Below are 24,803 nucleotides of genomic sequence, written 5' to 3'. Positions count from 1 at the left end.
CTCACCGGCGGCCCCGGTCCAGCCGGTCCTGGGCGGCGAGCAGCACCGAGGTGTTGTCCCCCGCGTAGACGTCGTACCTGCCCGTCCGCTGGAGCACCTCGAAGCACACGCTGCCGACCCGCGGCGTGTAGAAGTGCCAGAACTCGCCCGCCGCGGAGCGGTCGTACATGAGCTGGTGGTCGCGCAGGCGGCCAAGCGTCGCGTCGTCGAGCCCGAACCGGGCCCGCAGGTCGTCGTAGTAGTTGTCCGGCACGGGCACGCGCGGCAGCCCGCGGTCCTCCGCCCGGCGGGCGACCGCGAAGATGTCGGTGCAGGCCAGCGCGATGTGCTGGGGGTGGGAGACATCGAGCGGCGCGACGTTGAGCGAGATCCGCACGGCGCCGTTCCCCGTGCGCATGACCTGGCTCCGCACCAGCCCCTGCGGCCCGGCGGCCTCGGTCGCCGTCGGCTTCTCCAGGCCCAGCACGCTGGTGTAGAAGAGCACGGCCTCGTCGTGCGCGTCCCAGCCGTGGGAGACGTTGACGTGATCGACGCCGACGATCTCCCGGGCGGGACCGGGACGTCCGTGGTCGAACTCGGCGGCCCAGGCCGGTTCGACGCCGCTCCGTGTCTCGGTGCGCCGGTCGTTGAGGAACACCTCGAGCCCGCTGGGTGCGACGAACCCGGCCAGGTCCTGCTCCCCGGCCTGGGTCCGGCGCGGCGCCGCCCGCACGGCCAGGGCGCGGGCCCGGTCGCTCGCCGCCGCAGCGTCGGCCACGCCCAGGCCGATCCCCGCCAGGTGCGGCTCCAGGTCCCGGGCGTGCTGCTCGTTGAGCACGACGCGCGCCTGGCCGGACGACCACAGCCGCACCGGCTTGGTGCGGTGCTGACCCCGGAAGGACAGGCCGAGCTGGTCGAGCATGACCTCGACCGCACCGGTGTCCTCGGCCTTGATCTCCACGTAGTCGTAGCCGGTGGGCACGTCCACGTCCGCGATCCGGTCGAGCGCGGCTCCGGCGTCCGCGCCGTCACCCTCCTGGGCGAGGAGCCGGGCCGCCCGGTCCTCGAGCCAGACCAGGGAGCGCAGGGCGTGCTGGGCGGTCCGGCCGGTGTCGGTCTGCCGGAAGACGTCGTTGAAGACCTCCAGCGACAGCGGCCCCGTGTACCCCGCCCGCACGAGGTGGGTGACGAACCGGCCGAGGTCCCAGGCCCCCTCACCGGGGAACAGCCGGTGGTGGCGGCTCCAGGAGAGCACGTCCATGGTGAGCGCCGGGGCGTCCGCGAGCTGGACGAAGAAGATCTTCTCCCCCGGGATCTCCTCGATCGCGGCCGGGTCGTGCCCGCGGGACAGGATGTGAAAGCTGTCCAGGCACACCCCGACGGCCTCGTGGTCGGCGAGCTGCGCGATCCGCCAGGAGTGCCGGTAGTCGTCGACGTACCGGCCCCAGGCCAGCGCCTCGTAGGCCACGCGGACGCCGTAGGACGCCGCGACGTCGCCCAGCCGGCGCAGCTGCTCTGCCGCCACCCGGTCGGAGCCGACGGTCGCGGTCGCGACGTTGCTGCAGACCAGCACGGTGTCGATGCCGAGCCGCCGCATGGTCTCGAGGCGCGCCCGGGCGCGGCGCAGGTTCTCCTCCAGCACGTCGGGCGTGACGCCCTCGAAGTCCCGGAACGGCTGGTACAGGTCCAGGCTCAGGCCGAGCCGGTCCGCGAGCGCCCGGATCTCCTCGGGGCTGCGGTCGCTGACCACGAGGTCCGGCTCGAAGATCTCGACGCCGTCGAAGCCGGCGTCGGCACAGGCGTAGAGCTTGTCCTCCAGGCTGCCGCTGAGGCAGACGGTCGCGATGGACTTGCGCATGTCAGGCCTCCGGCGGGGCGTCGGGTCCGCCGACGAGCCGGCGGAAGTGGGCGTGCATCCGGCCGACGTCGGGTTCGAGGCCGGTGATCAGCCGCATGCTCTCCACGGCCTGCCCCACCGCCATCCCGCCGCCGTCGAGGGTCGCGAGGCCGCGGGCGCGGGCGCGCCGCACCAGCTCCGTCTCCAGGGGCCGGTAGACGACCTCGGCGACCCACGCGCCGCGGCTCAGCCGGTCGACGTCGAACGCGATACCCGGGTGCTCGGCCATGCCGACCGGGGTGACGTGGACGACGCCGTCGACGCGCGGCAGCCAGTCGTCGAGCGAGCCGCCGGCGCTCCGCAGCCGGGCGGGACCCTCGCCCGCCGCGTCGCCGAGCCGGCCGAGCAGCGCGCCGACGGCGGCCTCGACGACGTCGTGCACGACGATCCGCCCGAAGCCCAGGTCGAGCAGGGCCGACGCCGTGGCCGCCCCGGCGCCGCCCGCGCCGACCTGGAGCACGGTGCTGGTCGCGGCCACGGCGGCGTTCTGCGCCAGAAAGCCCTCCAGCGCGGTCCCGAACCCGGTGCGGTCGGTGTTGTGCGCGGTACGACCATGGCCGTGCTGCGCGTCCTGGCCACGGTCGAACAGCACCAGGTTGGCCGAGCCGAGCCGCCGCACGGTCGGGCTGGGGTGCTGCACGTGCTCCAGCACGGACTGCTTGAACGGGTGGGTCACGTTGGCGGCGGCGAACCCGGCGTCCTCCAGGCGGCGCAGCTCGGCGCCCAGGTCGACGTCCGCGCGGTCGATGAGGTCGACGATCCGGTACTCGTAGTCGAGCCCGAGGTGCCGGGCCTCCTCCATGTGCAGCGCGGGAGACAGGGACGGCTTGATGCCGTTGCCGAGCAGCGCGACCCGGTAGGCGCGGCTCATCGCTCGCCCGCCTGCCCGCCGGTCTCGCCCGCCAGGAGGCGGCGTGGGTTGTCCACCATCATCCTCTCGACGTCGCGCGGGTCGGTGCCGGCCGCCAGGAGCCGCGGGATGATGCGCCGGCTGAGGTGGTCGTGGGTCCAGGAGGGCGTGCGGGCACGCCGCCAGGACGGCGGGGTGACGCGGCTGAACCAGGCGCAGTCCTGGGAGAGCACGAGCTGGCCGGCGTACCCCCGGGCCAGCAGCGCGAGGACGATGCCGATCCGTTTCTCGTCGTCGCCGGTGTGGGCCATCCCGAACCGGTCCATCCCGAGCGTGACCCCGGTGTCGAGCAGGGCCAGCAGGTAGTCGAGGTCCTCGCTGTCGCCGCTGTGCCCGACGACCACGCGCGTCAGGTCGACGTCGTGCCGCGCGAGGAACGTGGTCTGGTCGAGGCCGGTCCGCAGGGCCGGTTCGCTGTGCGTCGTGATCGGCACGCCGGTCTCGCCGTGCACCTGCGCGGCCGCCGCCATGACGCGGGTGACGTCCGGCGTCAGGCCGGGGGCGCCGGTGACCACCTTCAGCATCCCGGCGCGGACCCCGCTGTCCCCGATGCCGTCGGTGACGTCGCGCCGGAACATCTCGGCCAGCGGGTCCGGGCCGCCGACCAGCCGACCGGGCCCGTGGGTCCGGAAGTACGGCGGCAGCACGTCGTCGGTGTACCAGCCCGTCGCGGCCACGAGGTTGACCGGCGTCCGCCGCGCGACCTGCCGCACCAGGGCGAGGTCGCGCCCCAAGCCCGGGACGGTCAGGTCGACCACGGTCCGCACACCCAGCCGGTACAGCTCGGCCAGGCCGCGGACGGCGGTGTCGACCGCGCGCTCGGGGTCCCACTCGGGGTGCGGGTGGTCGCGGTCGAGCTCGGGGGCCAGCACGAAGACGTGCTCGTGGGTGAGCGTCCAGCCCAGGTCGGCGCCGTCGATCCGGCCCTGGTAGGTCGGCACGGGGCCGGCCGGTGCGGGGCTGCTCGGAACGGCGGCGCCGGCCGGGTCGTGCGTCACTGTGCGGAGCTCCGCATGGCCTCGTACACCGCCAGCGAGTCGCCCTCGAGGTTCTCCTGGAACCACGCGTCGGTCTGCTGCGCGAAGGCCTCCTGGTCGACGTCGTCGACGATCTCGACGGCGCCCTCCTGCTCCCACCGGTCGAGGATCTCCTGCTCGGACTCCTCGACGCAGCCCGGCATCTGCTCGACGGCGGCCGCGACGGCGTCGTCGAGCGCCTGGCGCTGCTCGTCGCTCAGCTCGGTGTCGTAGGTCGGCGCGACCACGATCAGGTTGGAGTTCTGCTGGTGCGCGGACATGCTGACGTAGTCCTGCACCTCCACCAGGTTGCTCGCGTCGATGTTGGTCAGCGGGTTCTCCTGGCCCTCCACGACGCCCTGCTGCAGCGCGAGGTAGAGCTCCTCGTAGGCGACCTCGGTGGCCTCGGCCCCGAGCGCCTGCGCGTTCAGCAGGTACTGCCCGGAGCCGGGGAACCGCATCCGCAGGCCCTCCAGGTCGGCCGGCTCGCGGATGGGCTCGTTCGCCGTGAACTGCCGGGCACCGGCCGACCAGGCACCGAGGATCGACACGCCGCCGGAGGCCTCCTTGAAGTCCTGCTCGAGCTGGTCGGCGGAGCCGTCGGTGAAGAACCGGTTCAGGTGCTCCGCGTCGTCGAACCCGTAGGCCGCGTCGATCACCCCGGCGGGTTCGTAGACGGCGGCCAGCGCCGAGGCGCCCTGGATGTCGATGTCGATGTCCCCCGACTGCACCGACGCGATGCGGTCGGCGTCGGCGCCGAGCTGGCTGTTCGGGTACACCTCGACGGTGATCCCGACGTCGGCGGCCTCGGCCTCCTCCTTGATGACCTGCGCGCCGCAGGTGTGCTGCGGCTGGTCCTCGGTGTAGCTGTGGGCGAGCGTCAGCTCGACCTCGCCACCCCCACCCGCCGCGGGGTCCTCGCCGGAGCCGCCGCAGGCGGTCAGCAGGACGAGGGGCAGGACCACGGCCGCGCTCGCGGCGGTGGTGCGACTCAGGATCATGGGAAGTCCTTTCGGTTCGGGCCGACGTCGTCGTCGGCCGGGTTCTGGGTTACAGACCGAGCTGTGCGGGCAGCCAGGTGGCGATGCCCGGGACGAAGATGATCAGCAGGCAGCACAGGACCAGCGGCACGATGAACGGGAGGGAGCCCCGGAACACCTCGCCGACCGGCACCTTCTGGGTGGAGCTCAGGACGTAGAGCACGGTGCCCACCGGCGGCGTCAGGAGCCCGATCATCAGCGAGAGGATCATCACGACGCCGAGCAGGATCGGGTCCACGCCGAGGCTGGTGGCGATGGGCATCAGGATCGGCACCACGAGCACGAGCGTGGCCGTCGCGTCGATCACCGTGCCGAGCACGAGCATCAGGAGCATGACGAGCAGCAGGAAGACCGTGCCGTCGCCGGTGACGCCGAGCACGAGCTCGGCGAGCGCCTGGGGCACCCGCTCCTTGGCCAGGACGTACCCGAGCAGCGCGGCGGACGAGACGATCAGCATGATCGCCGCGGTGGTGAGCACGGTCTCGACGAAGATCTGCGGCAGGTCGCGGATCCGCAGCCGGCGGTAGGCGAAGCCGAGCACCATCATGTAGGCCGCGCCGACGGCGGCGGCCTCGGTCGGGGTGAAGAGCCCGCCGAGGATGCCGCCCAGGATGACGACCGGCGCCCCGAGGGGCAGCACGACCCGCTTGCCGGCCCCCGCGAGCCGGGACCAGGAGAAGCCGATGTGCCGGATGTCGGGCTGGCGGCGCACCAGCAGGAAGACCACCGCGCACAACCCGGCCACCATGAGGAGCGCCGGTACCACGGAGGCCGCGAACAGCGCGCCGGTCGAGACCGAGGCCTGGCCGGCGAAGATGACCGCGGGGATGCTCGGCGGCATCACCGGCGCGATGAGCGCCGACGCGCCGACGACGCCGAGGCCGAACCTGCGGGAGTAGCCGGCGCGCAGCATCGGCGGGATCTCGACCTTGCTCAGGGCGGCGGCGTCGGCCACCGCGGAGCCACTCATCCAGGAGAAGCCGAGGCTGACGCCGACGCTCACGTAGCCGAGCCCGCCGCGGACCCGGCCGAACAGGGCCAGGGCGAAGTCGAAGAGGCGGTCCGCGATGCCGGCGTGGTTGGCGACCACGCCGAGCAGCACGAACAGCGGGACGGCCAGGAGCACGAAGTTGCTGGTGGCGTCGGCGACCAGCCGCATGGGCAGGCCGAGCGACTGGCCCTCCAGGAGCAGGTAGCCCAGGCCGGGTCCGAGGAACGCGAACGCGACGGGCACGCGCAGCGCGAGGAGCGCGAGGATCGCGATCAGGAGCAGCAGCACGGTCATCGCCGGTCCTCGCCCTCTGCGCCGAGCTCGCTCGTCGCGATCGCGATCTCGTCGTACTCCGCCGGCGGCATCCCGAACCGGGCGATCCGCACCGCGGAGAAGGCGGCCCGGACGGTGGCGCTCACCAGGCCGATCAGCGCCACCGCGTACACCCAGGACATCGGCAGGCCGAGCGCGGGCGAGGCCAGGAACCCGGCCGAGGACACGAGCTCCCAGCAGGCCCAGGCGAACGCGCCGGCGATCAGTGCGACCAGCACCATGGCGAACGTCTGGATGATCCGGACCGCCGTCGCGCTGGGCAGGCTGTCGACCAGCTGGATCGCGATGTGGCCGTTGCGGGTGACCAGCACGCCCGCCGCGACGAAGGTGAGCCAGATCAGCGCGAACTGCGAGAGCTCACCGGTCCAGACGACCTGCGGCAGCGGCAGGTAGCGCTGCACGGCCTGGAACAGGATGAGCACGAAGATCATCGCCGCGGCCACGCAGGCGATCGTGAGCTCGGTGGCCGTGAGCACGGCCACGACGCGGTCCAGGACCCGCTTCCCGGTGCGGTCGTCGCCCGGCTCCGAGCCAGGTGCGGTGGCCGGGTTCAGGTCCTGGTTCATGCACGGTTCACGTACATCGTGACGGTCCCCTTCCGTAGAGCCACACGGCTGCGTGTGGTGCGGTCGCCGCCACACGTCGGCGTGTGGCGTCGTCACTGCCGCGACAGTAGAAACCGCCCGACAAGTTGCGCAAGCAGTTGCCAAAGTTGCCAGCACTGTGGCTAGATGCCCAGGTGCAGCCCACGATCTACGACGTCGCGAAGGCGGCGGGCGTGGCCGCGTCGACGGTCTCGCGCACCTTCAACAGGCCCGGCCGGGTCAACGAGGCGACCCGGCAGCGGGTGCAGGCCGCCGCCGCCGAGCTCGGGTACGAGCACAGCCCGCAGAACCGGGCGCTGCCGGGCGGTCGGCACCGGACCATCGCGATGGTCCTGTCCGACATCACGAACCCGCACTTCTTCGAGCTCATCCGCGGCGCGGAGCAGCGCGCCAAGGCGTCCGACGTCACGCTCGTGATCGTCAACGCGGAGGAGTCGCAGCGCATCGAGGAGAGCCAGGTACGCGACCTGTCGCCCACGGTCGACGGCTTCGTCCTGGCGGCCAGCCGGCTCTCCGACGACGCCCTGGTCGCCCTGGCGGAGAAGCACCGCGTGGTGCTGCTCAACCGCGAGCTGGCCGGGCTGACGAGCGTGACGATGGCCGTCGCCACGGGCTGCCAGCAGATCCTGGAGCACCTCGCCTCGCTGGGGCACCGGAGCTTCACCTACTGCGCCGGACCGCCGGGATCCTGGATGGGCGCGGTGCGCTGGGCGGCCCTGAGCGCCGGCGCGGAGGAGCACGGCCTGACGGCGCACCGCGTCGGCCCGTACACCCCGAACGTCGCCAACGGCGGCGCGGCGGCCGACGGCGCGCTGCGCACCGGGGCGACGGCGATCGTCGCCCACAACGACCTGCTGGCGTTCGGCGTCATCCGCCGGCTCACCCAGCGCGGCATCAGGGTGCCCGACGACGTCAGCGTGGTCGGCTTCGACGACATCTTCGCCTCCGAGTTCGTCCACCCGTCGCTGACCACCCTCGGCGGCCCGGGCGCGCACGCCGGCCGGCTGGCCGTCGAGCTGCTGATCGACCAGTTCGCCGGGCGGGCGACGCAGGTCGGCGAGCAGGTCAGGCTGCCGACGGAGCTGGTGCTGCGCGAGTCGTCGGGCCCGGCGCCGCGCGTTCCACCACCCCATTTGTCCGCTTCTCGCTAAACTCCGGTCATGGCTCCTGGCAGCAGAGCACCAGAGTCCGGCACGTACGACGCCTTCATGTCGTACAGCCACCAGAACCAAGCGGTCGCCCGATGGCTGCACCAGGCCCTCGAGTTCTTCGGACGCACCGGCCGAGGCCGGGCCTCGCGCATCTTCCGGGACGAGACGAACCTCGGCGCGGGCGGGTCCCTCGACGAGGGGATCATCGACGGGCTGGCGCGCTCTCGTCGACTGATCCTGGTGGCCTCCCCGGAATCAGCGGCCTCTCCCTGGGTGCGACAGGAGCTCGACTGGTGGTGGGAACGCCACAACAGCTACCGCGACGTCGTCGTCGTGCTCGTCGGCGGGGAGATCCGCTGGAACCCCGACGAGCTCGCCGGCCTCGGTGGCGAGGCCGCGATCACCACCACGGACCTGGCGCGGTTCGGCGCCGAGCGCCTGTACGTCGACCTGCGGGAACGGGCCGCGGGGACGCAGGCCACGCTCCCGGCGCCACGGTGGTGGCGGTCGTCCGACGTCGGCTCGGATCACGCGACCGTGGATGCCATGGCCTCGATCGCGGCCACGGTTCGTGGGGTCCCGAAGGAGGTGCTGGTCGGCAACGAGGTCGCGTGGCAGCGCCGTACCCGCCGGCGCACCCAGACCGTCGTCTCCGTCCTGTCCGCCGCCGTCGTGCTGGCGGTCGCCGGCCTCGTCGCGGCCGTCTGGCAGGCGAACGAGGCGGGGCAGGAACGGCGTGTGGCGACGGCACGCCTCCTGTCGTCGTCGGCGATGCTTGCCGCGCGCGAGGACGGCGCCCTCGCGCGGCTCCTGGCCGTGGAGGGGCTGCGGATGCACCGGGACGACCTCACGCTCACGGCGCTCTACGACGTCGCCGACGAGAACCCCTTCCTCGGGGCGCGGACCACGGTCGACGGCGAGGTGACCGTGCTCGAAGGATCCGGCTCCGGCGCGTACGTCCTCGCCGCGACCCAGGACACGACCTATCTCTGGGACACGCTCCACGGCACGACGGAGCCGGTCGACCTGGGCGGCGAGCGCACGGTCGCGGCCGACCTCGACCACGACGGCGACCGGATCGCGATCGCCACCGATGACACGCTCCTGCTCTGGGCACGTTCCGCCGAAGGCGCCACCGCGCCGACGTCGATCGCGCTGGAGAGCGTGATCGACGTCGGGCTGTCCGACGACGACGACGTCGTGGCGGCGCTCCGGGCCAGCTCGGGCACCGCTGAGCGCCCGGACGCCTTCGAGCTCGTCCTGGTCGACACGGCAGACGGGCGCATCCTCCGGACCACCGCCGTGGACGGGTACTGGAGGTGGGTGGGGGTCGACGGGGACGAGGTCGTCATGGTGAGCCACGACGGCACCTGGCAGCGACGGCCCACCTCTGATCCCGGCGTCGTCGTCGCCGAGGGCGGGCCGGTGGCCCCGTTCAACGGCTGGATCGGAAAGGCGTCCCCGGACGCCGGGCACTTCGGGTTCGTCAAGCACTCCGTGGACGTGAACCGGAACTCGCAGGGCAGCTTCGACGAGACCTATCGCCAGGCCCCGATCCCGGGTTCGGGCACGTTCATGCCGCGCCTGTTCGAGCTGTCGCCGGACGGGAGCAGCGCACTGGTGGGCGGTGGCAACGAGGCGTGGGTGACCACCACGGACACCGAGGGCGTGCCCGTGGAGTGGCAGCTCTCCGGCGCCGGACTGCCCGGGCTGGCCGCCTTCCTGAACGAGACCCGGATCGTGTCCGCTCACGGCTCGACGCTCGTCCTGTGGGACCTCGCGCAACCCACCGGCCCCTACGACACGCTCCCCTATCCGGTCGCGGACGGACCGACCGTGGGCTTCTCCGCCCACGTGGCCCTCTCGGACGACCACCGGTCGATCGCGGTGGTGGGTGGGTTCGACCTGGTGTCCCACGGGACGGTCGACGAGACCGCAGGACAGATCACCGGCCCGACCGGTGGCCTGCCGGTCTGGCGGCCCGACGGCTCACTGCTGCTCGCCACCGGCAACGAGGGATACGTCGTCGCCGGGGACGGAACCTCGACGCGACGCCTGTGGACGACCGGGTCCGAGGAGGTCGACCCCTGGTTCCGTGCCCTCGCGGCCCGGATCGTCGGCACGGACCTCTACCTCGTCGACGACGACGGCGTGATCCAGGTCCGCGACGTGCGGGACGGCACCCTCCGGCACACGATCGACCCCGGGTTCGACCGGGGCGAGGCCTGGAACCGGCCGGCCTCCACCACCAACCAGGCCGCGCTCAGCGACGACGGGAGCCACGCCGCCGTCGTCCTGGGCGACGCCTCAGGTGTCGCGCTCGTCCGCACCGCCGACGAGAGCGTCCGGATGCTGACCGACACCGTCGGGTCGGTGCTGATCGACGGCGAGCGGGTGATCGTCGCGACCGGCCGCGACGTACGCACGTTCACGCTCGACGGCGAGCAGACGTCGTCCTTCTCGATGACGGGCGACTACGCGGACGCTCTGGCGGTGGTGCCGGACACGGACGTGCTCGCCCGGGTCCGGACGGACGGCAGGCTCGTCCTGGCGAACCTGACCACCGGCCGGCAGCTCGCGGACTACGCGATGCCCGTGCCGAGGTCCACGACCGCACAGGCCCCGTGGCACTCCTCGACCCTCACCGTCGCGGGAGCCGCCGTCTACTCCGCGACGGTCGGTACCGACGTCGCCCGCTGGGACCTCTCGATCCCGGAGATGGCCGAGGCCGCGTGCCGCGCGGCGGGCCGCGATCTGTCGCCCCGGGAGTGGCGAGCCGTCACCGCGGGCGATCCGCCCGCGGACCTCCGCTGCGACAGACCTGGCCTTGACGCGAGGTAGGTCATGACCGGCCGTGGGCTCGCAGGAGGAGCGGCAGGCTGACCACCAGCGCGACGGCGCGGAGCACTCCGGCGACGGGGTAGCCGGCGCGGACGCCGATCTCGTGGGCGATCAGGCCGCCGGCCAGCGCGCCGAGCGGGATGAGGCCCCAGCCGAGCAGCCGGTAGACGCTGTTGACCCGCCCGAGCAGGGCCAGGGGGACCAGCTCCTGACGCAACGTGACCGTCAGGACGTTCCAGACCGCCGTGGCCAGTCCGCTGAGGGCGAGCAGCGCGGCGAGGACCCACGCGTCCGGGCTGAGTCCCAGGAGGACGAACACGACGGCGTTGACGCCCAGGGCCGCGACGAGCGCCGGTATCTGCCCGAGCACCGTGCCGAGCCGGGCGGCCAGCAGACCGCCGAGAACGCTCCCGACCGCGGCGACGGCGAGGAGCACGCCATAGCCGGCCGCACCGACACCGAGCTCACCGGTCGCCAGCAGGACCAGGGTGACGTTGCCGAGCTGGAAGCAGAACGTGTTCACCCCGAGCAGCAGGGCCAGCGTCCGCAACAACCGGTGGCCGACGAGCCAGCGCAGACCCTCCAGGACCGCTGGTCGTGCCGACCCGGCGGATCCACGCGCCCGCGACCCGCCGCGCAGCCGTGTCAGCAGGAGCGCGGAGAGGACCAGCGCCACCCCGTCCAGCCCGAAGGGCAGGGCGATCGCCAGCCCGAACAGGAGACTTCCGACGGGCGGTCCGACGAAGCCCTGCCCCACGGTCGCGGCCAGGTACTGGCGGGCGTTGGCCCGGGCGAGCTGCCGGTGCTCGACGATCTCCGGCACCACGGACTGGCTCGCGATCCCGAAGCCGACCTGGCCGACGCCGACGAGGAACGCCCCGACGATCAACGTCACGACGTCCACGGCCCCGGCGGCGGCCAGGACCGCCAGGGCCGTGACCACGACCGCCTGGAAGACCTGGGCGGACCGCATCACGCCGATCCGGCTGTACCGGTCGACGACCGCGCCGGCCGGGAGCGCGAACAGCAGCCACGGGACGAAGCTCGCTGCGGTGACCAGCGAGACGAGCCGGGGATCGGCGGTGAGGGTGACCGCGAGCAGCGGCAGCGCCGTCACCAGCGCGCCGTTGCCGACGCTGTCGACCGCCCCGGCCCACCACAGCCGCCAGTAGCGGGCGGGCAGCCTGTCCCCCGTCCATGCCATGCCCGCAGCCTGGGCGCACACCGGGGACCCGCACCATGGTTGAGTCCTGCGCTACATCGTGAGTCGATGACCGTGGCTCGATGATCATGGGGTCATGGCACTGAGCATCGAGATCAGCGCGACCGACCTCGCGGGCACCCGGTTCGCCGTCTCACCGCTGGCCGAGACGATCTCCGGGCTGCAGCAGCTGGCCCGGCCCGAGCCGTCTCCCCGGGCCAGGGGGTGGGTGCGGTGGGCCCGCGACGAGCTCGCGCGGCGACCGCTGCGGCTCGCGGCGACCTGGCCGCTCCTGGTGAGCGAGCGACCCTCCTGGCCCCAGTTCCTCCTGCCGGCACCAGCCACCACCCGCACCGGCATCGACGACGACCTGGAGGCCGTGCAGCGGACCACGCCGCGGCAGGTGGTCGAGAGCCTGCGCCGGGTCTTCGGGGACGATCTGCCGCCCGCGGCCCGTGAGCTGGCCGACGCTCCCGGGGAGCAGCTCGCCGTGGTGGCGGCAGAGCTCCGCGCGGCCCATGACCGCCTCGTGCTCCCGCACTGGCCGCGCATCCGTGCCCTGCTGGAGACCGACATCGCCCACCGCGCCGCACAGCTCACCTCCGGCGGCGCCGCTCGGCTGTTCGCCGACCTGCACCGGGACCTCGCCTGGTCCGACGGCCGCCTGACGGTCCTGACCGACCAGCGCGACGCTACCGCCGCGCACGGAGGACTCGTGCTGCTCCCCGTGGCGCTCGGACCGGACCGGGTGATCGTCAAGCGCAACACCACCACCTGGACGACCCTGCGCTACCCCTGCCGCGGGACGGCCCGACCCGGCGCCGTCCTCGACCGGACACCCGCGCCCGACGGCACGGTACGGCTGATCGGCCGGAGCAAGGCCACCCTGCTCCGCTCCCTGACCGCGCCCGCCACGACGACCGACCTCGCCCGAGAGCTGGGTACGACGCCCAGCGCCGTCGCCCAGCACCTCGCGGTCCTGCGGACCAACGGACTCGTCGACCGCCGACGGCACGGCAGGCACGTCGTCTACGCCACCACCACGCTCGGCCGCGCGCTCCTCGACGCCGGAGCCTGAGGCGACCTCAGCGCGCGAGCGCGGCCGCCATGAACTCCGCCGGGTACGGCGAGCGGGCCAGGGCCTGCGCCCGGCCGAGCCGGCCGGCGGCGACCTCCCGGCAGAGCTCGGCGACCAGCGCCAGCTCGGCACGCTGGGCCCGGACGAAGTCACGGTCCACCGGGTCGCCGTGGCCGGGCAGGACGGTCGCCGCCCCCAGGGCGAGGACGCCGTCCAGCGCGGCGGGCCAGCCCTGCGGAAAGGCGTCGCCGAACTGGGGCGGCGCGCCGTGCTCCACGAGGTCGCCCGCGAACACCACGTCCGCGTCCGGGACGTGCACCACCAGGTCGTGGTCGGAATGGGCGGGCCCGAGGTGCCGCAGCCCGACGCGACGGCCACCGAGGTCCAGCTCGGCGCCTTCGTCGACCAGGCGGTCGGGCAGCACCAGGCGCACGGCGGCGATGCGGTCGGCGACCTCCGGCTCACCGCGTTCGCGGTAGCGCCGCGCCCACGTCTCACGTTGCCGGTCACCCGTCGCCACCAGGTCCGCGCGGCAGCGGCGGTGCGCCCAGACGGCGCACGGCGCGAAGGCCTCGGTGCCGAAGCTGTGGTCGAAGTGGGAGTGGGTCAGGACCACCTGCCACGGCAGCGGCGTCACCTCGCGGACGGCGGCGGCGAGCTCGGCGCCCTGCCCCGCGTCCCCGCCCGTGTCCACGACCAGGCACGACTCTCCGCCCACCACGAGCCCGACCGAGAGGTCCAGCTCGGCGTACCGCCGCACCAGCACGCCGTCCGCGACCTCGACCCACCGTCCCATGGCCCGACCCAAGCAGACGGACCGGGCCGGATCAACCGGCGCCACGGGCCGCCCAGCCGTCGTCGAGCAGGAGGTACCGCGTGATCAGCCCGTGGGCGTCGACGGCGACGTCGAGCACGAAGGCGCCGGCCACCCCCAGACCCGTCGCACGGACGGTCCCCCGGACCGTACCGGTCACCACGGCGCGGTGACCGGCGGCACGGATCGTCACGAGATCGAACTGCTCGAGATCAACCGCCTCGCGGAGCCGGGCGAAGTGCTCGGCGACCCCCGCACGGCCGGATCCGCCGGCGGTCCACGGCGGCTCGCCGACGCCGCCGCGGACCGTCAGGTCCACGTCCACGTCGAACCGCTGCGCCAGATCACACGGCGAAGCGCCCGCGATCCTGGCCGCGAACAGCTCGATCACGGCCACGCGGACCGCGGACTCGGCCGGGTCCGCCACGAGGTCGACAGGTGCTCCCGGCTGCATGGAGGCTGTCTAGCGACCGTCGCCCACCTACCGCAAGAGCCCGCCAGACCGGTCGAGGCCACCGGCCGGAACCGGCCACGACTGTTTACCTGCGCGTCACGCGACCGAGCAGCGGGTCGTGCACATGCAGAGCCCGCTGGTGCATCCCGGCAACGCGCGAGGCGGGCATGACACATGTCATGGATCGGGCGTGCACAACGCCCCGGGAGCCGGTGACAGCCCGGCACTTCTGAGGGACGCGCCCGCGCGGTGGACTGGGGTCAGCGCCGAGGAGACACCCCGGCGGCCGTACTGACAGGAGCACCCCATGGACCTCGTCGACACCCTCCAGAACCTCATCGGGCAGGTGCCCGAGCTTCTCCAGCCGCTGATCGTCGCCCTCGCCGGCGCCATCCCCTTCATCGAGGGCGAGGGCGGCGTCGCCATCGGCATCCTCGGCGGCATCCCCCCGGTCGTCGCCGCCGTGGCCGCGATGATCGGCAACTTCCTGACCGTCGCCGTGCTCGTGCTGCTCAGCACCGGAGCCCGCAACGCCGTCGTGACCCGCCACCGCGCGAAGGTCCAGGCCCGCGACGCCGTGGCGGTCGGCGGCGGCACCACCCTGCGGACGGCGTCGGAGGTACGGGAGGACGACCGCGGCACGGCCCGCCGGGCCAAGTTCCAGCGCGCCTACGAGCGCTACGGCGTGCCCGGCGTGAGCCTGCTCGGCCCGCTGCTGCTGCCCACCCACTTCACGGCCACCATGCTCGCGGCCTCGGGCGTCGGCAAGGCCCGCATCCTCGTCTGGCAGGCCATCGCGATCGTCGGCTGGACCACGCTGACCGCGCTCATCATCAGCGGTGTGCTCCAGGCCGTCCGGTGAGGTCCGCCCGGTCGGCGCGCGGAACGGGCGGGGGCGGGTGCGAGGTTCGCCTCGCACACCGCCCCCGCCCGTCCGGGGCCGGAGGTCCGGTACGGCTCAGCCGGTGACGACGAGACCCTGCTCGGGCTCGCCCGGGACCGTCGGGACGGGCCGCGGCTCGCGCTCGCCGGTCGGTCCGGTCTCGGCCGGAGCGGCCGGGACGGGCGACGGCTCCCCCTCGTCGGCGGGCGCCGGCGCGGCCTCGGCGGGCTCGGCTCCGGCGTCGGACGGCGCCGGTGCGGCGTCGGCGGCGACCGACGGCACGGGCGACGGCTCCTCCAGGACGGCGGCGCTGGCCTGCGTGCAGGCCGTGGCCAGCAGCGCGACGGCGAGCGCGCCGCCTGCGGCGGTGACGCCGCGCACGGCGGAGCTCCAGGTACCACGACGGCGCGGGGCCGCGGTGGTGGTCGATGGGACGTGAGTTCTCGGGTTGATGGTCACGCACCGGTCAGTGTGCGCCGGGGCCCGATCCGTCACGGCCCCGAGGTGTGGCGTGGTCCACACCGGCAGACTGTGACGACGGGGGCGTTGCCGGACACCGACCCATGTGCAGACCCGCGCCCGCCCTCGCACCCGCCACTGGAGACCACACTGTCCACTCACGCCGAGCCGCGCGACCTCGCACGGGGCACTCTGACACCGGAGCAGACCGAGGCACTGGTCGACGAGCACGCGCGCGCCGTGCACCGCTACGCGCGCACGCGGCTGAGCGCCGCCGAGGCCGAGGACGTCGTGGCCGAGGTGTTCCTCATCGCCTGGCGCAAGGGCGAGGTTCCCGACGAGCCGCGCACCTGGCTGCTCGCCGTCGCCCGGCGGGTGCTGGCCAACCAGGTCCGCGCCGACCGGCGACGGGCCGCCCTGGCGGACCGCGCGATGCGGCATCCCGCGCCGCCCGGCCAGGACGACGCGCGGCTGGTCGACGAGCTCGACCTCCTGCACCGCGCCCTGGCGCTCCTGCGCCCGGCCGACCGTGAGGTGGTCGAGCTGCTGGCGGCCGCCGAGCTCAGCACCACGGAGCTGGCCCGGGTGCTCGGCTGCACGGCGACGACCGCCGCCACCCGCGTGTACCGGGCCCGACGGCGGCTCCGGGCCGCCTACCGCACCGTGACCGAAGGCCAGGAGGACTGACATGAGAGCGCTGAAGAGAGCGCAGGGCGACCCCCTGGCACGTGCCCGCCGGGCGCTGGACCAGGTCGACGACGAGCTGGACCTGGCCCGCGTCCACGCCGTGACGTCCGGTCACGGCCGGGCGGGTGCGGACCCGCTCCCCCTGGACGAGGACGCCGAGCCCCGGGTGGAGATCCTGACGCCCGGGCAGCGGCCCACGCGCCCCCGCCGTCGGGCGGCCGCCTGGGCGCTGGCCGCGACCGTCGCGCTGCTGTGCGGCGCGGGGGTCGGTACCGCGATGCTCTGGTCCGGGTCCGCCGAGACGGTTCCCGGATCGACGCCTCCCGCGTCCCCGGCACCCGAGCAGACCGGACCGACCCAGCCGCCGGCACAGGAGCCGAGCCCGGACCCGCGCGAGTGCTCGCCGGCACACCCGACGCCGTCGGCCACACCGGGGCCGACGGCGGACGACGTGCCGTCGGACGCCTGCGACGTGCCCACCCCGTCGAGCGGCCGGGCCGGGAGCCGGCCGTGACCCGACGCCCGTGACCTAGCGGACGGCGGGCCCTCGGCTGTCCCAGGGCAGGACGACGAGCTTGCCGCGGGCGCCGCCGGACTCCATGAGCGTGTGCGCGTCGCGGATCTGGTCCAGGCCGAAGACCCGGTCGACGGGCACGACGGCGCGTCCGGCGGCGACGTCGTCGAGGAACTCCTGCAGCACGTCGGCGGGCAGGTTCTCGGCCTCACCGGAGTATCCGGTCAGCCGCACGCCCGACGGCAGGTACCCGATCGGGTAGAAGTCCTTGACGATCCACTCGTCGGAGAGCATGCCCGTGAAGCAGACGGTGCCGTGGACCCGGACGGCGCGCAGGGTGTCGGGCAGCGTGGGGGTCCCGACGAGCTCGACGGCGCCGTCGACGCCGTCCGGCAGCAGCTCACGCACCTGCCGGGCCACGTCGCCGTCGTCGATCAGCACGTGGTCGACGCCGACCCGCTTCAACGCCTCGCGCTTGCCGGCGTTCCGGGTGGTCGACAGGACCGTCATCCCCATCCGCTTGCCGAGGACGGCGGCAGCCATGCCGACCGACGACGTCCCGCCCCGCACCAGCAAGGTCTGGCCCGGCCGGGCGTCCAGCCCGACGGTCAGCGACCCGTAGGCGGTCTGCAGCATCTCGGGAACCGCGCCGAGGGTCGCCCACGGCAGGTCGGACCGGAACGGGATGACCTGGTCGGCCGGGACGCAGGTGTACTGCGCGTAGCCGCCGTCGTAGGAGCGGCCCATGCCGCCCATCATCGTCATGACCTGCTGCCCCGGGGTGAACGTGCCGCTGGGGTCGGCGTCCACGGTGCCCGTGGCCTCGATACCCAGGACGCGCGGGTAGGTGACGGCGTCGCCGGCGAAACCGAACCGGGTGTGCAGCTCGGACCGGTTGAGGCCGAAGGCCTCGACGCGGATCCGCGTCCAGCCCGGCTCGGGCTCGGGCACCGGGAGCTCGCGGACGTGCAGGTTGGTCACGGGGCCGGGTGCGTCCAGCACGACGGAGCGCATGGTCTCGGTCATGGTGTGGCCTCCTGGGTGGTGACGTCCTGCGTGGTGGTGTCGGCGTCGAGCAGCTCACGGATCCACGCGCGCTCGGCGCGGCTGGTCGCGCGGGCCGAGAGCAGGATGCCGCGGCGGTACGGGTCGGCGATGTCCGCGGCGCGCAGCGGCCGGTCGCCGTCGTAGAAGAAGCTGGCCGGCTGCTCCAGGTAGTCGAGGCGGCGGCGCAGGACGGCGTCGCGCTCGGCCCGGTCGGGCAGCAGGGACAGGAAGGACAGCACCACGAAGAACCGGCTGCCGTCGGTGATGTCGTGCCCGTCGGCCTGGCGCAGCCGTTCGAGGAGATGGGTCCGCCCGGCGTCCGTGATCGTCAGGGTCTGGCGCGGCGCCCCGGCGCTGCCGGGCTCGGCGGCGCGGCGGACGAGCCCGGCCTTCGCGAGGCGGGCGATGGCCGGGTAGAGGGTGCCGTCGCTGATGGTGCGGGCGTACCCGTGGAGCTGCTCCATGCGGCGCCGCAGCTCGTACCCGTGCTGCGGCCGCTCCGCGAGGAAGCCGAGGATCATCAGTTCGATCACGCCATCACCATACCTCGTTTCGATATACCTCGAATCGTAGTACCATGAGGCGACAGCACCGATGGAGGAAAGCCCATGCCCTGGCTGCCCGAGCACTTCTCCGCGAAGTACGTCGCGGAGCTGTCCCAGCGACACTCTGCGCCCCCTGCCGCGATCTCGTTCTTCGACGGCGTCACCTCGGGCCAGGTGGACGCCCTGATCGCGTCCTTCGCCGGCGAGCCCGAGCTCCATCACCCGGTGCGCGGCAGGATCAGGGGACGCGACGCGTTCCGGCGGTACGTCGAGACGACGAGCGAGCAGCTGCACGCGGCGGGCTTCACCGTCGAGGACGTCGACCTGGTCGTCACCCCGCACCGCACGGTCGAGGAGGTGGTGCTGTGGTACGACGTCGGGCAGCGGCGGGTCGGGCTCCCGGTCGCGATCGTCACCGAGCGGTCGGACGCCGGCCTGCACGAGCTGCGGATGTACTTCAGCACCTGGCCGATCACCGGGTCGCACGCCAACCGGCCCCCGCTGCTCCAGCCCGACGAGAAGGCGACGGAGCCCGACGTGGTGGGCGAGTACCAGCGCGCGCTGGCGGCAGGTGACGTCGAGGCCACGGTCGCGGCCTTCGAACCCGACGCGACCGTACGCGAGCCTGCCGGCGGGCAGTACGTGCACCGCGGCACGCAGGAGCTGCGCGCGCTGTTCACGTCGTTCTTCTCCAACGGCGGCGGCATCCCGCTGGAGCACTGCACGGTGACCGACGACGGGCGGGCCTGCGCGCTGGAGTACAACGTGGTGCGGTGGGGCGTGACCGACCTGCCGCCCGAGGCGGGTGTGGCGGTGTACGTGCGAGGCGCATCGGGTCTGCTGACCGCGGCCCGGATCTACGACGACTCGAACCCGCCGCTGACCGCCTGACGCCCTGGGCGCGACGTCGGCCGCTTGCGTCTGCCCCTACGGCACAGTGTCCACTCGGAGGTGGATCACGTCGATCCGCCTCCGAGAAAGGGATCGTTCATCGTGCGCACCTCAGAACCCGGCGTCGACAGCTCGCGGCCGTTCGGCGCCCACCTGCGGATGAGCTGGTGGAAGCCGCTGGTCGTCCTCGTCGTGCCGGCGCTGGCAATGGTCGTGCTCCAGGTCGTGTTCTACCAGGTCGTCGGCGTCATCGAGGGCAGCGACGACCCGATGTCGGCCACGTTCACACCGCTGAAGCTTCTGGCGATCAACCTGAGCGTCGCCCTGGCGGGCGTCCTGGCGGTCCTCCTGCTGGCCCGGCTGGCCAAGGCGCCGTGGCGCAGCCTCATCAGCTTCCCCCGGGCGTTCGACGGCCGGCGCCTGGCGCAGTACCTGCTCGGCGCCGCCGTGCTGGTCGGCGCCGGGATCGGTGTCGTGGCGCTGGTCGCGCCCGAGTCCCCGGGCTGGGTCGCGTTCGGCGTCTCCGGGACGACGGTCCTCATGCTGGTGATCACGCTCGTGAGCACCCCGCTCCAGTCGGTGGGCGAGGAGCTCATGTACCGCAGCGCCGTCCTGCCCGCGGCCGCGTCCTGGGTGCGCGCGGTGCGACCGGCGCTCGCCGTCGGGCTCGCGGTCTCCAGCCTGGCCTTCGCGGTGGTCCACGGCTCCAGCGACCCCTGGCTGTTCGGCTACTACACGTTCATCGGTGTAGCCACGGGGCTGATGGCGATCATCAGCCGCGGCATCGAGGCGCCCGCCGCGTTCCACGTCGCCAACAACGTCCTGTTCTCGAGCGTCAACACCCTCATGGCGGACGGCCAGGGCTACACCATCGACCGGTCCACCGACACCGGCGACCCGTCCCTCCTGATCCTCGCCGCCGTCAACGTCGCCATGGTCGCCCTGGTCTGGGTGCGAGAACGGCGCGCACGATGAGCTGGAGCACGCGCGAGGTCGCCGAGCTGTCGGGCACGACCGTGAAGACGGTGCGGTACTACCACGAGGTCGGCCTGCTGGAGGAGCCCGAGCGCGAGCCCAACGGATACAACAAGCGCTACGAGGTGCGCCACCTGACCCGGCTCCTGCAGATCAAGCGGCTGACCGGCCTCGGCCTGTCGCTGGCGCAGGTCGCGGACCTGGGGACGGCGGGCGGCGGGCACCCGTCGGTGTTCCATGAGATCGACGCCGAGCTCGCGGCGACCGTCGAACGGATCCAGGGCATCCGGCAGGAGCTGGCCACGCTGGCCCAGCCGGGCGCGACGCCCGACGTCCCCACGGCGTTCCACGGCGTCGCGCGGCGCCTGCGCGACAACGACCGTGCGCTCCTGACGATCTACGCCCAGCTCTTCACCCCGGAGTCGATGGACGCGCTGAGCGAGCTCCTGCGGGCCAACCCCCACGAGGCGCTCGACGAGGCCTTCCGCGACCTGCCCACGGACGCGGACGAGGCGACGCGGCGGGCGCTCGCCGAGCGGATGGCCCCGTTCGTCGGCGCGAACACGTCGGTGACGATGGAGCCCCGGGCCGCGACGCCGCGCCAGGCAGAGGCGGCGCGGAACGCCGTGGGCCAGGCCCTGCAGGCGCTGTACAGCTCGGCCCAGCTCGACGTGCTGCGCCGGGCGCACGAGCTGAGTGCGGGGTCGGGCGGCAGAGCCCCCAGCTAGGGGCGGGCTGCCTCCGAGACGGCCCAGCTGTCCTCGAGCATGTGGTAGCGCGTGATCAACCCGGTGTCGTCCACGGTGATGTCGAAGACGTACTCGCTGTCCATCAGGCGTCCGGTGGCAGCCACCCGGGCACGGAAGGTGCCCAGCACCACGGCACGGTTGCCGTCCGTCATGGTGGCGTCGACCTCGAAGCCTTCGGGCCGGACGGACGCGCCGAGCTGGGTGAAGTGCTCGGCGACGCCCGCCCGGCCGACCTTGCGGCCGATCCAGGGCACGTTCTCGGTGTCGCCCTGGATGAACCAGTCGACGTCCTCGTGGAAGCGTTCGGCGAGCTCGTGGGGTGTGGCCCCGGCGAGCCGCGCCTCGAAGAACGCGTTCACCGCGGTACGGACCAGCGAGCCGTTCGGCTGGCCGGTCGAGCCGGGAAGGGCGGATTCGGTGGTCATCTGTGTCTCCTTGAGGGTTCGGTGGTTGTCGGGGTCTGTCGTGTCGGGATCTGACGGTTCGAGGGTCATGCGGCGAGGGCGCGCCGGCGTTGCACGGCCCAGATCAGCAGTGCGAGCAGCAGCAGGACGCCGGCGGCGGTCGTGATCACCGGCCAGCCGCCGAGACCCCACAGCAGACCGGCGAGTGCGGAACCGATGGTGCCGCCGACGAAGTTGCCGACGACGAACACCGTGTTGAGGCGGCTGCGCCCGGACGGGTCGAGCGACATCATGCGGGTCTGGAGCAGGACCTGAGTCGCCTGCACGCCGATGGAGTACAGCGCGACAGAGACGACGACGGCGACGATCGATCCCGGCGCGACACCAGAGATCACGAACGACACGATGGCCACGACGAGGCCGACGCCGATGGCGGGCATCGCCAGGCCGCGGTCGTACAGACGCCCGACCTGCTGCGCCGCGAGGGCACCCAGGATGCCGACGAGGCCGAGCAGGCCGATCCGGGTCGCCGAGAAGCCGAACGGCTCGCCCGAGAGCAGCAGGGTCAGCCCCGTCCAGTACAGCGTGAAGGTGGCCATCGCCGCGGCGCCCATGAGGCCGAGCCAGCGGGCAGCCGCGCTCGTCACCCAGGTGCGGAGCACGGCGGCGAGGAGCGGGCCGTAGCCGACGCGGGCACGCGGCTCGAGCCGCGGCAGCAGGCGGTACAGCACCGACGCCAGGACGAGCATGACGACGGCGACGACCGCGTACAGCGCGCGCCAGCCGACGAGGTCGGTCACGACGCCGCTGATGGCACGGGCGACCAGGATGCCGAGCAGCACGCCGGACACGACGGTCCCGATCACCCGGCCACGCTGCTCGTCCGTCGCGAGGTCACCCGCGAGCGGTGCGAGAAGCTGTCCGGACACGGTGCTCGCACCCACGAGGGCGAGGGTCACGAGCAGCACCGGGAAGCTCGGGGCGGCGGCGCTGATGCCGAGCATGCCGCCGGAGAGCAGCATGAACGCCGGGATCATGACCTTGCGGTCCACGATGTCGCCGAGCGGGACCAGCAGGAACACACCGACGGCGTACCCGACCTGCGTCACGGTGACGAGCACGCTGGCCGTGGTCGCCGTGGTGCCGAACTCACCGGCGATGGTGTCGAGGATGGGTTGCGACCAGTAGAGGTTGCCGACCGCCGCTCCCCCGGCGAGGGCGAGGAGAAAGGCCACGCCCCCGGACACTCCCTGGCGCCGGCGGACCTCGGTTGCTGCTGACATGACGACGTTAACAACGCCAACGTTGGCGTTGTTCCCGGGTAGTACCGTTGACCTTCGCAGGCAACGCTTCCGTTGGTCGACAGTGAGGATCCGCCCGTGGTCAGGGACGTCGAGGGCACGAAACGCAAGATCATCGAGGCCGCCACCGCGGAGTTCGTCGCGCACGGGCCGGACGGCACGACCATCGAGCAGATCGCTCGGCGTGCCGGCGTGAACAAGGAGCGTGTCTACAACTACTACGGCGGCAAGTCCCAGCTGTTCGCCGTGGTGCTGCGCGAGCAGTTCGCAACGACGGCGGGCGCGGTGCCGCTCGACGCGACCGATGCCGACGCCCTCGGCGAGTTCGCCGGGCAGCTCTACGACTACAGCCGCGAGCACCCGGAGTTCGTCCGCCTGCTCATGTGGGAGGCCCTGTCCTACTCCGACGAGGTTCCCGACGAGGCTCAGCGGCGCAGCACCTACCAGAACAGGTCAGCCTTCATCGAGGCGGGTCAGGCCTCCGGGCGGGTGACGTCGGCGCTCGCACCGGAGGCGCTCCACTTCATCGTGCTCGCGATCGCCGCGTACTGGACGGCGCTGCCTCAGGTGGCGCGCATGGTGACCGGCACGACGGCCGAGGATCCCGACGACACGGCGCGCCGCCGCGAGAGCGTCGTCACCGCGGCGCGACGTCTGGCCGACCCCGCGTGAGCCTTGCCGCTCCCGTGCCGTCCTGAGGTTCCCGAGTACGGTCGCGGCGTCGTCGGAGGCATGCGCCGATGCCAGCGAGCCGGCGCATGCCTCCGACGACCATCAGAGCTCCACGGCCGCCTCCGCGTCGCGCATGTCGAGGCGGTCCAGCAGCCGGTTGTACGGGGCGAAGGTCTGCTCCACCTCGGCGGGGTCGAGGTACTGGGACAGGTCGTACTGGTGCGAGGGGGTGCCCTTGGGCTTGGCGATCACGTCGGCCAGGTTCTCCTGGTCGCGGGTGGTCCAGGTGGCTCCGATCGCGGCGTACAGGCGCGGTACCTCGGTGAACGGGTCGGCGGACAGCTTGTGGTACGGCACGTCCACGATGGAGGCCGGCGGCAGGCTCCGGCGCAGCTCCAGGCCCCGCTCGACCTGCGTGAACAGGTGGTCCAGGGCGAACCTCCCGATCTCCTTGCGGTCGGTGTCGTGCTGGTACATCCCCCAGAAGGTCTCCACCAGGCTGCAGAACGACCCGATGACCGTGACCGGGTCGCGGTGGGTCCACACGAACGTCGCGTCCGGGAACACCTTCCGGATGACGTCCATGTCCTCCAGGTGCGCCGGATACTTCAGGACCCACCGCTTGGCCGGCCGCCCGTGCTGCAGCACCTGCAGCGCCCGCTTCAGGTACTCGTAGTCGCCGGTCACGTCCCGCCCGGCGGCCCAGTCGGTGTACGAAGGCATGAGGCCGTGCAGGATCGGCCAGTGGCTGCCGTGCGGCAGGATGAACATCGACTCCTCGGGCTTGTCGATGTTGATCGGGTGGATGTGCGGGATGTCGGGCGCGAACTTCTCCATCATGGCCGCGCCCTGCTGGAGCTGCTTGATCAGCTTCCGGGCGGACCGCGGGTCGTCCAGGCCGGTGTTCTGCATCTCCCACAGCAGCGGGGCGCGGTGGTCGGGCGAGGCGGACAGCACCCGGTGGGCCAGGGTCGTGGCGGTGCGCGGCAGCCCGCACACGATCACCGGTGCGGTGATCTCCTCGTCCGCGATCCGCGGGTGCTCGGCCAGCATGCGGTCGATCCGCAGCCGGTTGACGTACCGGGCCTTGACGTCGGCCGTGATGAGGTACCAGCCCAGCGGCGACAGCCGCGGCATCTCGGCCGCCGCCCGCACGATCACCGCGAGCTCGGCGGCGAACCGGGGGTCCGTGGCTCCGGCCTCCTTCTCGACCTGCGCGACCGTCCTGGCCCAGGACGCGTCCGGGTCCTGGTAGCCCTTGATGACAGGGGCAAGCACGGTGTTCAGCACGCGGGTCGTGCGGGAAGTGCGACTCACTGGTCCTCCGGGGATATATGTAGATGTGCTCGATGAAGACGTGCTCGAT

The 24,803-nt window shown here is 72.9% G+C and carries 25 protein-coding genes; 10 read left to right on the top strand and 15 right to left on the bottom strand.

Annotated elements, in window-relative coordinates; translation table 11 throughout:
• Position 1 precedes the first annotated feature (1 nt).
• From ACIPN7_RS17390 to ACIPN7_RS17365, 6 genes are read right to left on the bottom strand one after another with little or no spacing between them, the layout of a single operon-like run.
• Positions 2 to 1,837 carry a TIM barrel protein gene (locus ACIPN7_RS17390; RefSeq protein ID WP_400544733.1) on the bottom strand — a complete coding sequence of 612 codons (1,836 nt, stop codon included), beginning with the start codon at positions 1,835 to 1,837 and terminating at the stop codon, positions 2 to 4.
• Between the two features lies 1 nt (position 1,838).
• The gene (locus tag ACIPN7_RS17385; RefSeq protein WP_400544730.1) at positions 1,839 to 2,747 is read right to left on the bottom strand and encodes a shikimate dehydrogenase; all 909 of its coding nucleotides are present in this window, start codon (positions 2,745 to 2,747) and stop codon (positions 1,839 to 1,841) included.
• On the bottom strand, positions 2,744 to 3,784 hold the full coding sequence (locus tag ACIPN7_RS17380) for a phosphotriesterase (protein ID WP_400544727.1): 1,041 nt from the start codon (positions 3,782 to 3,784) through the stop codon (positions 2,744 to 2,746). Before ACIPN7_RS17380 ends, ACIPN7_RS17385 begins: the two co-directional genes overlap by 4 nt.
• Positions 3,781 to 4,803 (bottom strand): DctP family TRAP transporter solute-binding subunit, encoded by a 1,023-nt coding sequence (locus ACIPN7_RS17375; protein WP_400544724.1) that lies wholly within the window; start codon positions 4,801 to 4,803, stop codon positions 3,781 to 3,783. The genes ACIPN7_RS17380 and ACIPN7_RS17375 overlap by 4 nt, the downstream gene beginning before the upstream one ends.
• A 49-nt stretch (positions 4,804 to 4,852) precedes the next feature.
• On the bottom strand, positions 4,853 to 6,127 hold the full coding sequence (locus ACIPN7_RS17370) for a TRAP transporter large permease (protein WP_400544721.1): 1,275 nt from the start codon (positions 6,125 to 6,127) through the stop codon (positions 4,853 to 4,855).
• Entirely contained in the window at positions 6,124 to 6,732 is a 609-nt protein-coding gene (locus ACIPN7_RS17365; RefSeq protein ID WP_400544718.1) for a TRAP transporter small permease, read from the bottom strand. The genes ACIPN7_RS17370 and ACIPN7_RS17365 overlap by 4 nt, the downstream gene beginning before the upstream one ends.
• 173 nt (positions 6,733 to 6,905) lie before the next feature.
• On the opposite strand from ACIPN7_RS17365, the gene ACIPN7_RS17360 reads away from it, so the two are divergent.
• Together ACIPN7_RS17360 and ACIPN7_RS17355 are read left to right on the top strand one after the other, a co-directional pair.
• On the top strand, positions 6,906 to 7,922 hold the full coding sequence (locus ACIPN7_RS17360) for a LacI family DNA-binding transcriptional regulator (RefSeq protein ID WP_400544715.1): 1,017 nt from the start codon (positions 6,906 to 6,908) through the stop codon (positions 7,920 to 7,922).
• Positions 7,923 to 7,931: 9 nt separating this feature from the next.
• Positions 7,932 to 10,763: a TIR domain-containing protein gene (locus tag ACIPN7_RS17355; RefSeq protein WP_400544712.1), complete on the top strand. Its 2,832-nt coding sequence runs from the start codon at positions 7,932 to 7,934 to the stop codon at positions 10,761 to 10,763.
• A 1-nt stretch (position 10,764) separates the two neighbouring features.
• Here ACIPN7_RS17355 and ACIPN7_RS17350 read toward each other — a convergent pair whose 3' ends face one another.
• On the bottom strand, positions 10,765 to 11,967 hold the full coding sequence (locus ACIPN7_RS17350; protein WP_400544709.1) for an MFS transporter: 1,203 nt from the start codon (positions 11,965 to 11,967) through the stop codon (positions 10,765 to 10,767).
• A gap of 94 nt (positions 11,968 to 12,061) precedes the next feature.
• Between ACIPN7_RS17350 and ACIPN7_RS17345 the strand changes: the two genes are divergently transcribed.
• On the top strand, positions 12,062 to 13,042 hold the full coding sequence (locus tag ACIPN7_RS17345) for an ArsR family transcriptional regulator (protein ID WP_400544706.1): 981 nt from the start codon (positions 12,062 to 12,064) through the stop codon (positions 13,040 to 13,042).
• Between the two features lie 7 nt (positions 13,043 to 13,049).
• Here the strand turns inward: ACIPN7_RS17345 and ACIPN7_RS17340 are convergent, their stop codons facing one another.
• Positions 13,050 to 13,838 (bottom strand): MBL fold metallo-hydrolase, encoded by a 789-nt coding sequence (locus ACIPN7_RS17340; protein WP_400544703.1) that lies wholly within the window; start codon positions 13,836 to 13,838, stop codon positions 13,050 to 13,052.
• A gap of 31 nt (positions 13,839 to 13,869) precedes the next feature.
• Complete coding sequence (locus ACIPN7_RS17335) at positions 13,870 to 14,310, bottom strand: nuclear transport factor 2 family protein (protein WP_400544700.1); 441 nt, start codon at positions 14,308 to 14,310, stop codon at positions 13,870 to 13,872.
• A 307-nt stretch (positions 14,311 to 14,617) separates the two neighbouring features.
• On the opposite strand from ACIPN7_RS17335, the gene ACIPN7_RS17330 reads away from it, so the two are divergent.
• Entirely contained in the window at positions 14,618 to 15,172 is a 555-nt protein-coding gene (locus tag ACIPN7_RS17330) for a small multidrug efflux protein (protein WP_400544697.1), read from the top strand.
• A 96-nt stretch (positions 15,173 to 15,268) separates the two neighbouring features.
• Here ACIPN7_RS17330 and ACIPN7_RS17325 read toward each other — a convergent pair whose 3' ends face one another.
• A complete protein-coding gene (locus tag ACIPN7_RS17325; protein ID WP_400544694.1) occupies positions 15,269 to 15,652 on the bottom strand; it encodes a hypothetical protein in 384 nt (127 codons plus the stop codon).
• 87 nt (positions 15,653 to 15,739) lie between these two features.
• On the opposite strand from ACIPN7_RS17325, the gene ACIPN7_RS17320 reads away from it, so the two are divergent.
• Both ACIPN7_RS17320 and ACIPN7_RS17315 read left to right on the top strand, forming a co-directional pair.
• Positions 15,740 to 16,339, top strand: coding sequence for an RNA polymerase sigma factor (locus ACIPN7_RS17320; protein ID WP_400544691.1), 600 nt, complete (start codon positions 15,740 to 15,742; stop codon positions 16,337 to 16,339).
• A 1-nt stretch (position 16,340) separates the two neighbouring features.
• Positions 16,341 to 16,853 (top strand): hypothetical protein, encoded by a 513-nt coding sequence (locus ACIPN7_RS17315; RefSeq protein ID WP_400544688.1) that lies wholly within the window; start codon positions 16,341 to 16,343, stop codon positions 16,851 to 16,853.
• Positions 16,854 to 16,868: 15 nt separating this feature from the next.
• On the opposite strand, the gene ACIPN7_RS17310 is transcribed toward ACIPN7_RS17315, so the two are convergent.
• Positions 16,869 to 17,879: a zinc-binding alcohol dehydrogenase family protein gene (locus ACIPN7_RS17310; protein ID WP_400544685.1), complete on the bottom strand. Its 1,011-nt coding sequence runs from the start codon at positions 17,877 to 17,879 to the stop codon at positions 16,869 to 16,871.
• Positions 17,876 to 18,433 (bottom strand): PadR family transcriptional regulator, encoded by a 558-nt coding sequence (locus tag ACIPN7_RS17305; RefSeq protein WP_400544682.1) that lies wholly within the window; start codon positions 18,431 to 18,433, stop codon positions 17,876 to 17,878. Before ACIPN7_RS17305 ends, ACIPN7_RS17310 begins: the two co-directional genes overlap by 4 nt.
• Before the next feature lie 75 nt (positions 18,434 to 18,508).
• Here ACIPN7_RS17305 and ACIPN7_RS17300 point away from each other — a divergent pair, with 75 nt between their 5' ends.
• From ACIPN7_RS17300 to ACIPN7_RS17290, 3 genes are all read left to right on the top strand, one after another.
• Positions 18,509 to 19,336: a nuclear transport factor 2 family protein gene (locus ACIPN7_RS17300; RefSeq protein WP_400544679.1), complete on the top strand. Its 828-nt coding sequence runs from the start codon at positions 18,509 to 18,511 to the stop codon at positions 19,334 to 19,336.
• A gap of 102 nt (positions 19,337 to 19,438) precedes the next feature.
• Complete coding sequence (locus ACIPN7_RS17295; RefSeq protein WP_400544676.1) at positions 19,439 to 20,311, top strand: CPBP family intramembrane glutamic endopeptidase; 873 nt, start codon at positions 19,439 to 19,441, stop codon at positions 20,309 to 20,311.
• The gene (locus ACIPN7_RS17290; RefSeq protein ID WP_400544673.1) at positions 20,308 to 21,039 is read left to right on the top strand and encodes a MerR family transcriptional regulator; all 732 of its coding nucleotides are present in this window, start codon (positions 20,308 to 20,310) and stop codon (positions 21,037 to 21,039) included. The genes ACIPN7_RS17295 and ACIPN7_RS17290 overlap by 4 nt, the downstream gene beginning before the upstream one ends.
• Here ACIPN7_RS17290 and ACIPN7_RS17285 read toward each other — a convergent pair.
• Positions 21,036 to 21,485 (bottom strand): nuclear transport factor 2 family protein, encoded by a 450-nt coding sequence (locus ACIPN7_RS17285; protein WP_400544671.1) that lies wholly within the window; start codon positions 21,483 to 21,485, stop codon positions 21,036 to 21,038. The two genes, ACIPN7_RS17290 and ACIPN7_RS17285, sit on opposite strands and share 4 nt — an antisense overlap.
• A 65-nt stretch (positions 21,486 to 21,550) precedes the next feature.
• Positions 21,551 to 22,747, bottom strand: coding sequence for an MFS transporter (locus ACIPN7_RS17280; RefSeq protein ID WP_400544668.1), 1,197 nt, complete (start codon positions 22,745 to 22,747; stop codon positions 21,551 to 21,553).
• Positions 22,748 to 22,843: 96 nt separating this feature from the next.
• On the opposite strand from ACIPN7_RS17280, the gene ACIPN7_RS17275 reads away from it, so the two are divergent.
• Positions 22,844 to 23,437 carry a TetR family transcriptional regulator gene (locus tag ACIPN7_RS17275; RefSeq protein ID WP_400544665.1) on the top strand — a complete coding sequence of 198 codons (594 nt, stop codon included), beginning with the start codon at positions 22,844 to 22,846 and terminating at the stop codon, positions 23,435 to 23,437.
• A gap of 102 nt (positions 23,438 to 23,539) precedes the next feature.
• Here the strand turns inward: ACIPN7_RS17275 and ACIPN7_RS17270 are convergent, their stop codons facing one another.
• Positions 23,540 to 24,754, bottom strand: a complete 1,215-nt coding sequence (locus tag ACIPN7_RS17270; RefSeq protein ID WP_400544662.1) for a sulfotransferase family protein — start codon at positions 24,752 to 24,754, stop codon at positions 23,540 to 23,542.
• Positions 24,755 to 24,803 lie beyond the last annotated feature (49 nt).

It is taken from the genome of Promicromonospora sp. NPDC090134, from assembly GCF_044746965.1.
In the GTDB taxonomy this organism is placed as follows: Bacteria; Actinomycetota; Actinomycetes; order Actinomycetales; family Cellulomonadaceae; genus Promicromonospora.
Note: the sequence above shows the minus strand (reverse complement) of the source record. Positions and strands in the feature narration are given on the sequence as shown.

Coding starts and splice junctions, on each gene's coding strand:
- ACIPN7_RS17390 (WP_400544733.1), bottom strand. CDS start 1,837: ATGCGCAAGTCCATCGCGACCGTCTGCCTCAGCGGCAGCCTGGAGGAC.
- ACIPN7_RS17385 (WP_400544730.1), bottom strand. CDS start 2,747: ATGAGCCGCGCCTACCGGGTCGCGCTGCTCGGCAACGGCATCAAGCCG.
- ACIPN7_RS17375 (WP_400544724.1), bottom strand. CDS start 4,803: ATGATCCTGAGTCGCACCACCGCCGCGAGCGCGGCCGTGGTCCTGCCC.
- ACIPN7_RS17370 (WP_400544721.1), bottom strand. CDS start 6,127: ATGACCGTGCTGCTGCTCCTGATCGCGATCCTCGCGCTCCTCGCGCTG.
- ACIPN7_RS17365 (WP_400544718.1), bottom strand. CDS start 6,732: ATGAACCAGGACCTGAACCCGGCCACCGCACCTGGCTCGGAGCCGGGC.
- ACIPN7_RS17355 (WP_400544712.1), top strand. CDS start 7,932: ATGGCTCCTGGCAGCAGAGCACCAGAGTCCGGCACGTACGACGCCTTC.
- ACIPN7_RS17350 (WP_400544709.1), bottom strand. CDS start 11,967: ATGGCATGGACGGGGGACAGGCTGCCCGCCCGCTACTGGCGGCTGTGG.
- ACIPN7_RS17345 (WP_400544706.1), top strand. CDS start 12,062: ATGGCACTGAGCATCGAGATCAGCGCGACCGACCTCGCGGGCACCCGG.
- ACIPN7_RS17340 (WP_400544703.1), bottom strand. CDS start 13,838: ATGGGACGGTGGGTCGAGGTCGCGGACGGCGTGCTGGTGCGGCGGTAC.
- ACIPN7_RS17335 (WP_400544700.1), bottom strand. CDS start 14,310: ATGCAGCCGGGAGCACCTGTCGACCTCGTGGCGGACCCGGCCGAGTCC.
- ACIPN7_RS17330 (WP_400544697.1), top strand. CDS start 14,618: ATGGACCTCGTCGACACCCTCCAGAACCTCATCGGGCAGGTGCCCGAG.
- ACIPN7_RS17315 (WP_400544688.1), top strand. CDS start 16,341: ATGAGAGCGCTGAAGAGAGCGCAGGGCGACCCCCTGGCACGTGCCCGC.
- ACIPN7_RS17310 (WP_400544685.1), bottom strand. CDS start 17,879: ATGACCGAGACCATGCGCTCCGTCGTGCTGGACGCACCCGGCCCCGTG.
- ACIPN7_RS17300 (WP_400544679.1), top strand. CDS start 18,509: ATGCCCTGGCTGCCCGAGCACTTCTCCGCGAAGTACGTCGCGGAGCTG.
- ACIPN7_RS17290 (WP_400544673.1), top strand. CDS start 20,308: ATGAGCTGGAGCACGCGCGAGGTCGCCGAGCTGTCGGGCACGACCGTG.
- ACIPN7_RS17285 (WP_400544671.1), bottom strand. CDS start 21,485: ATGACCACCGAATCCGCCCTTCCCGGCTCGACCGGCCAGCCGAACGGC.
- ACIPN7_RS17280 (WP_400544668.1), bottom strand. CDS start 22,747: ATGTCAGCAGCAACCGAGGTCCGCCGGCGCCAGGGAGTGTCCGGGGGC.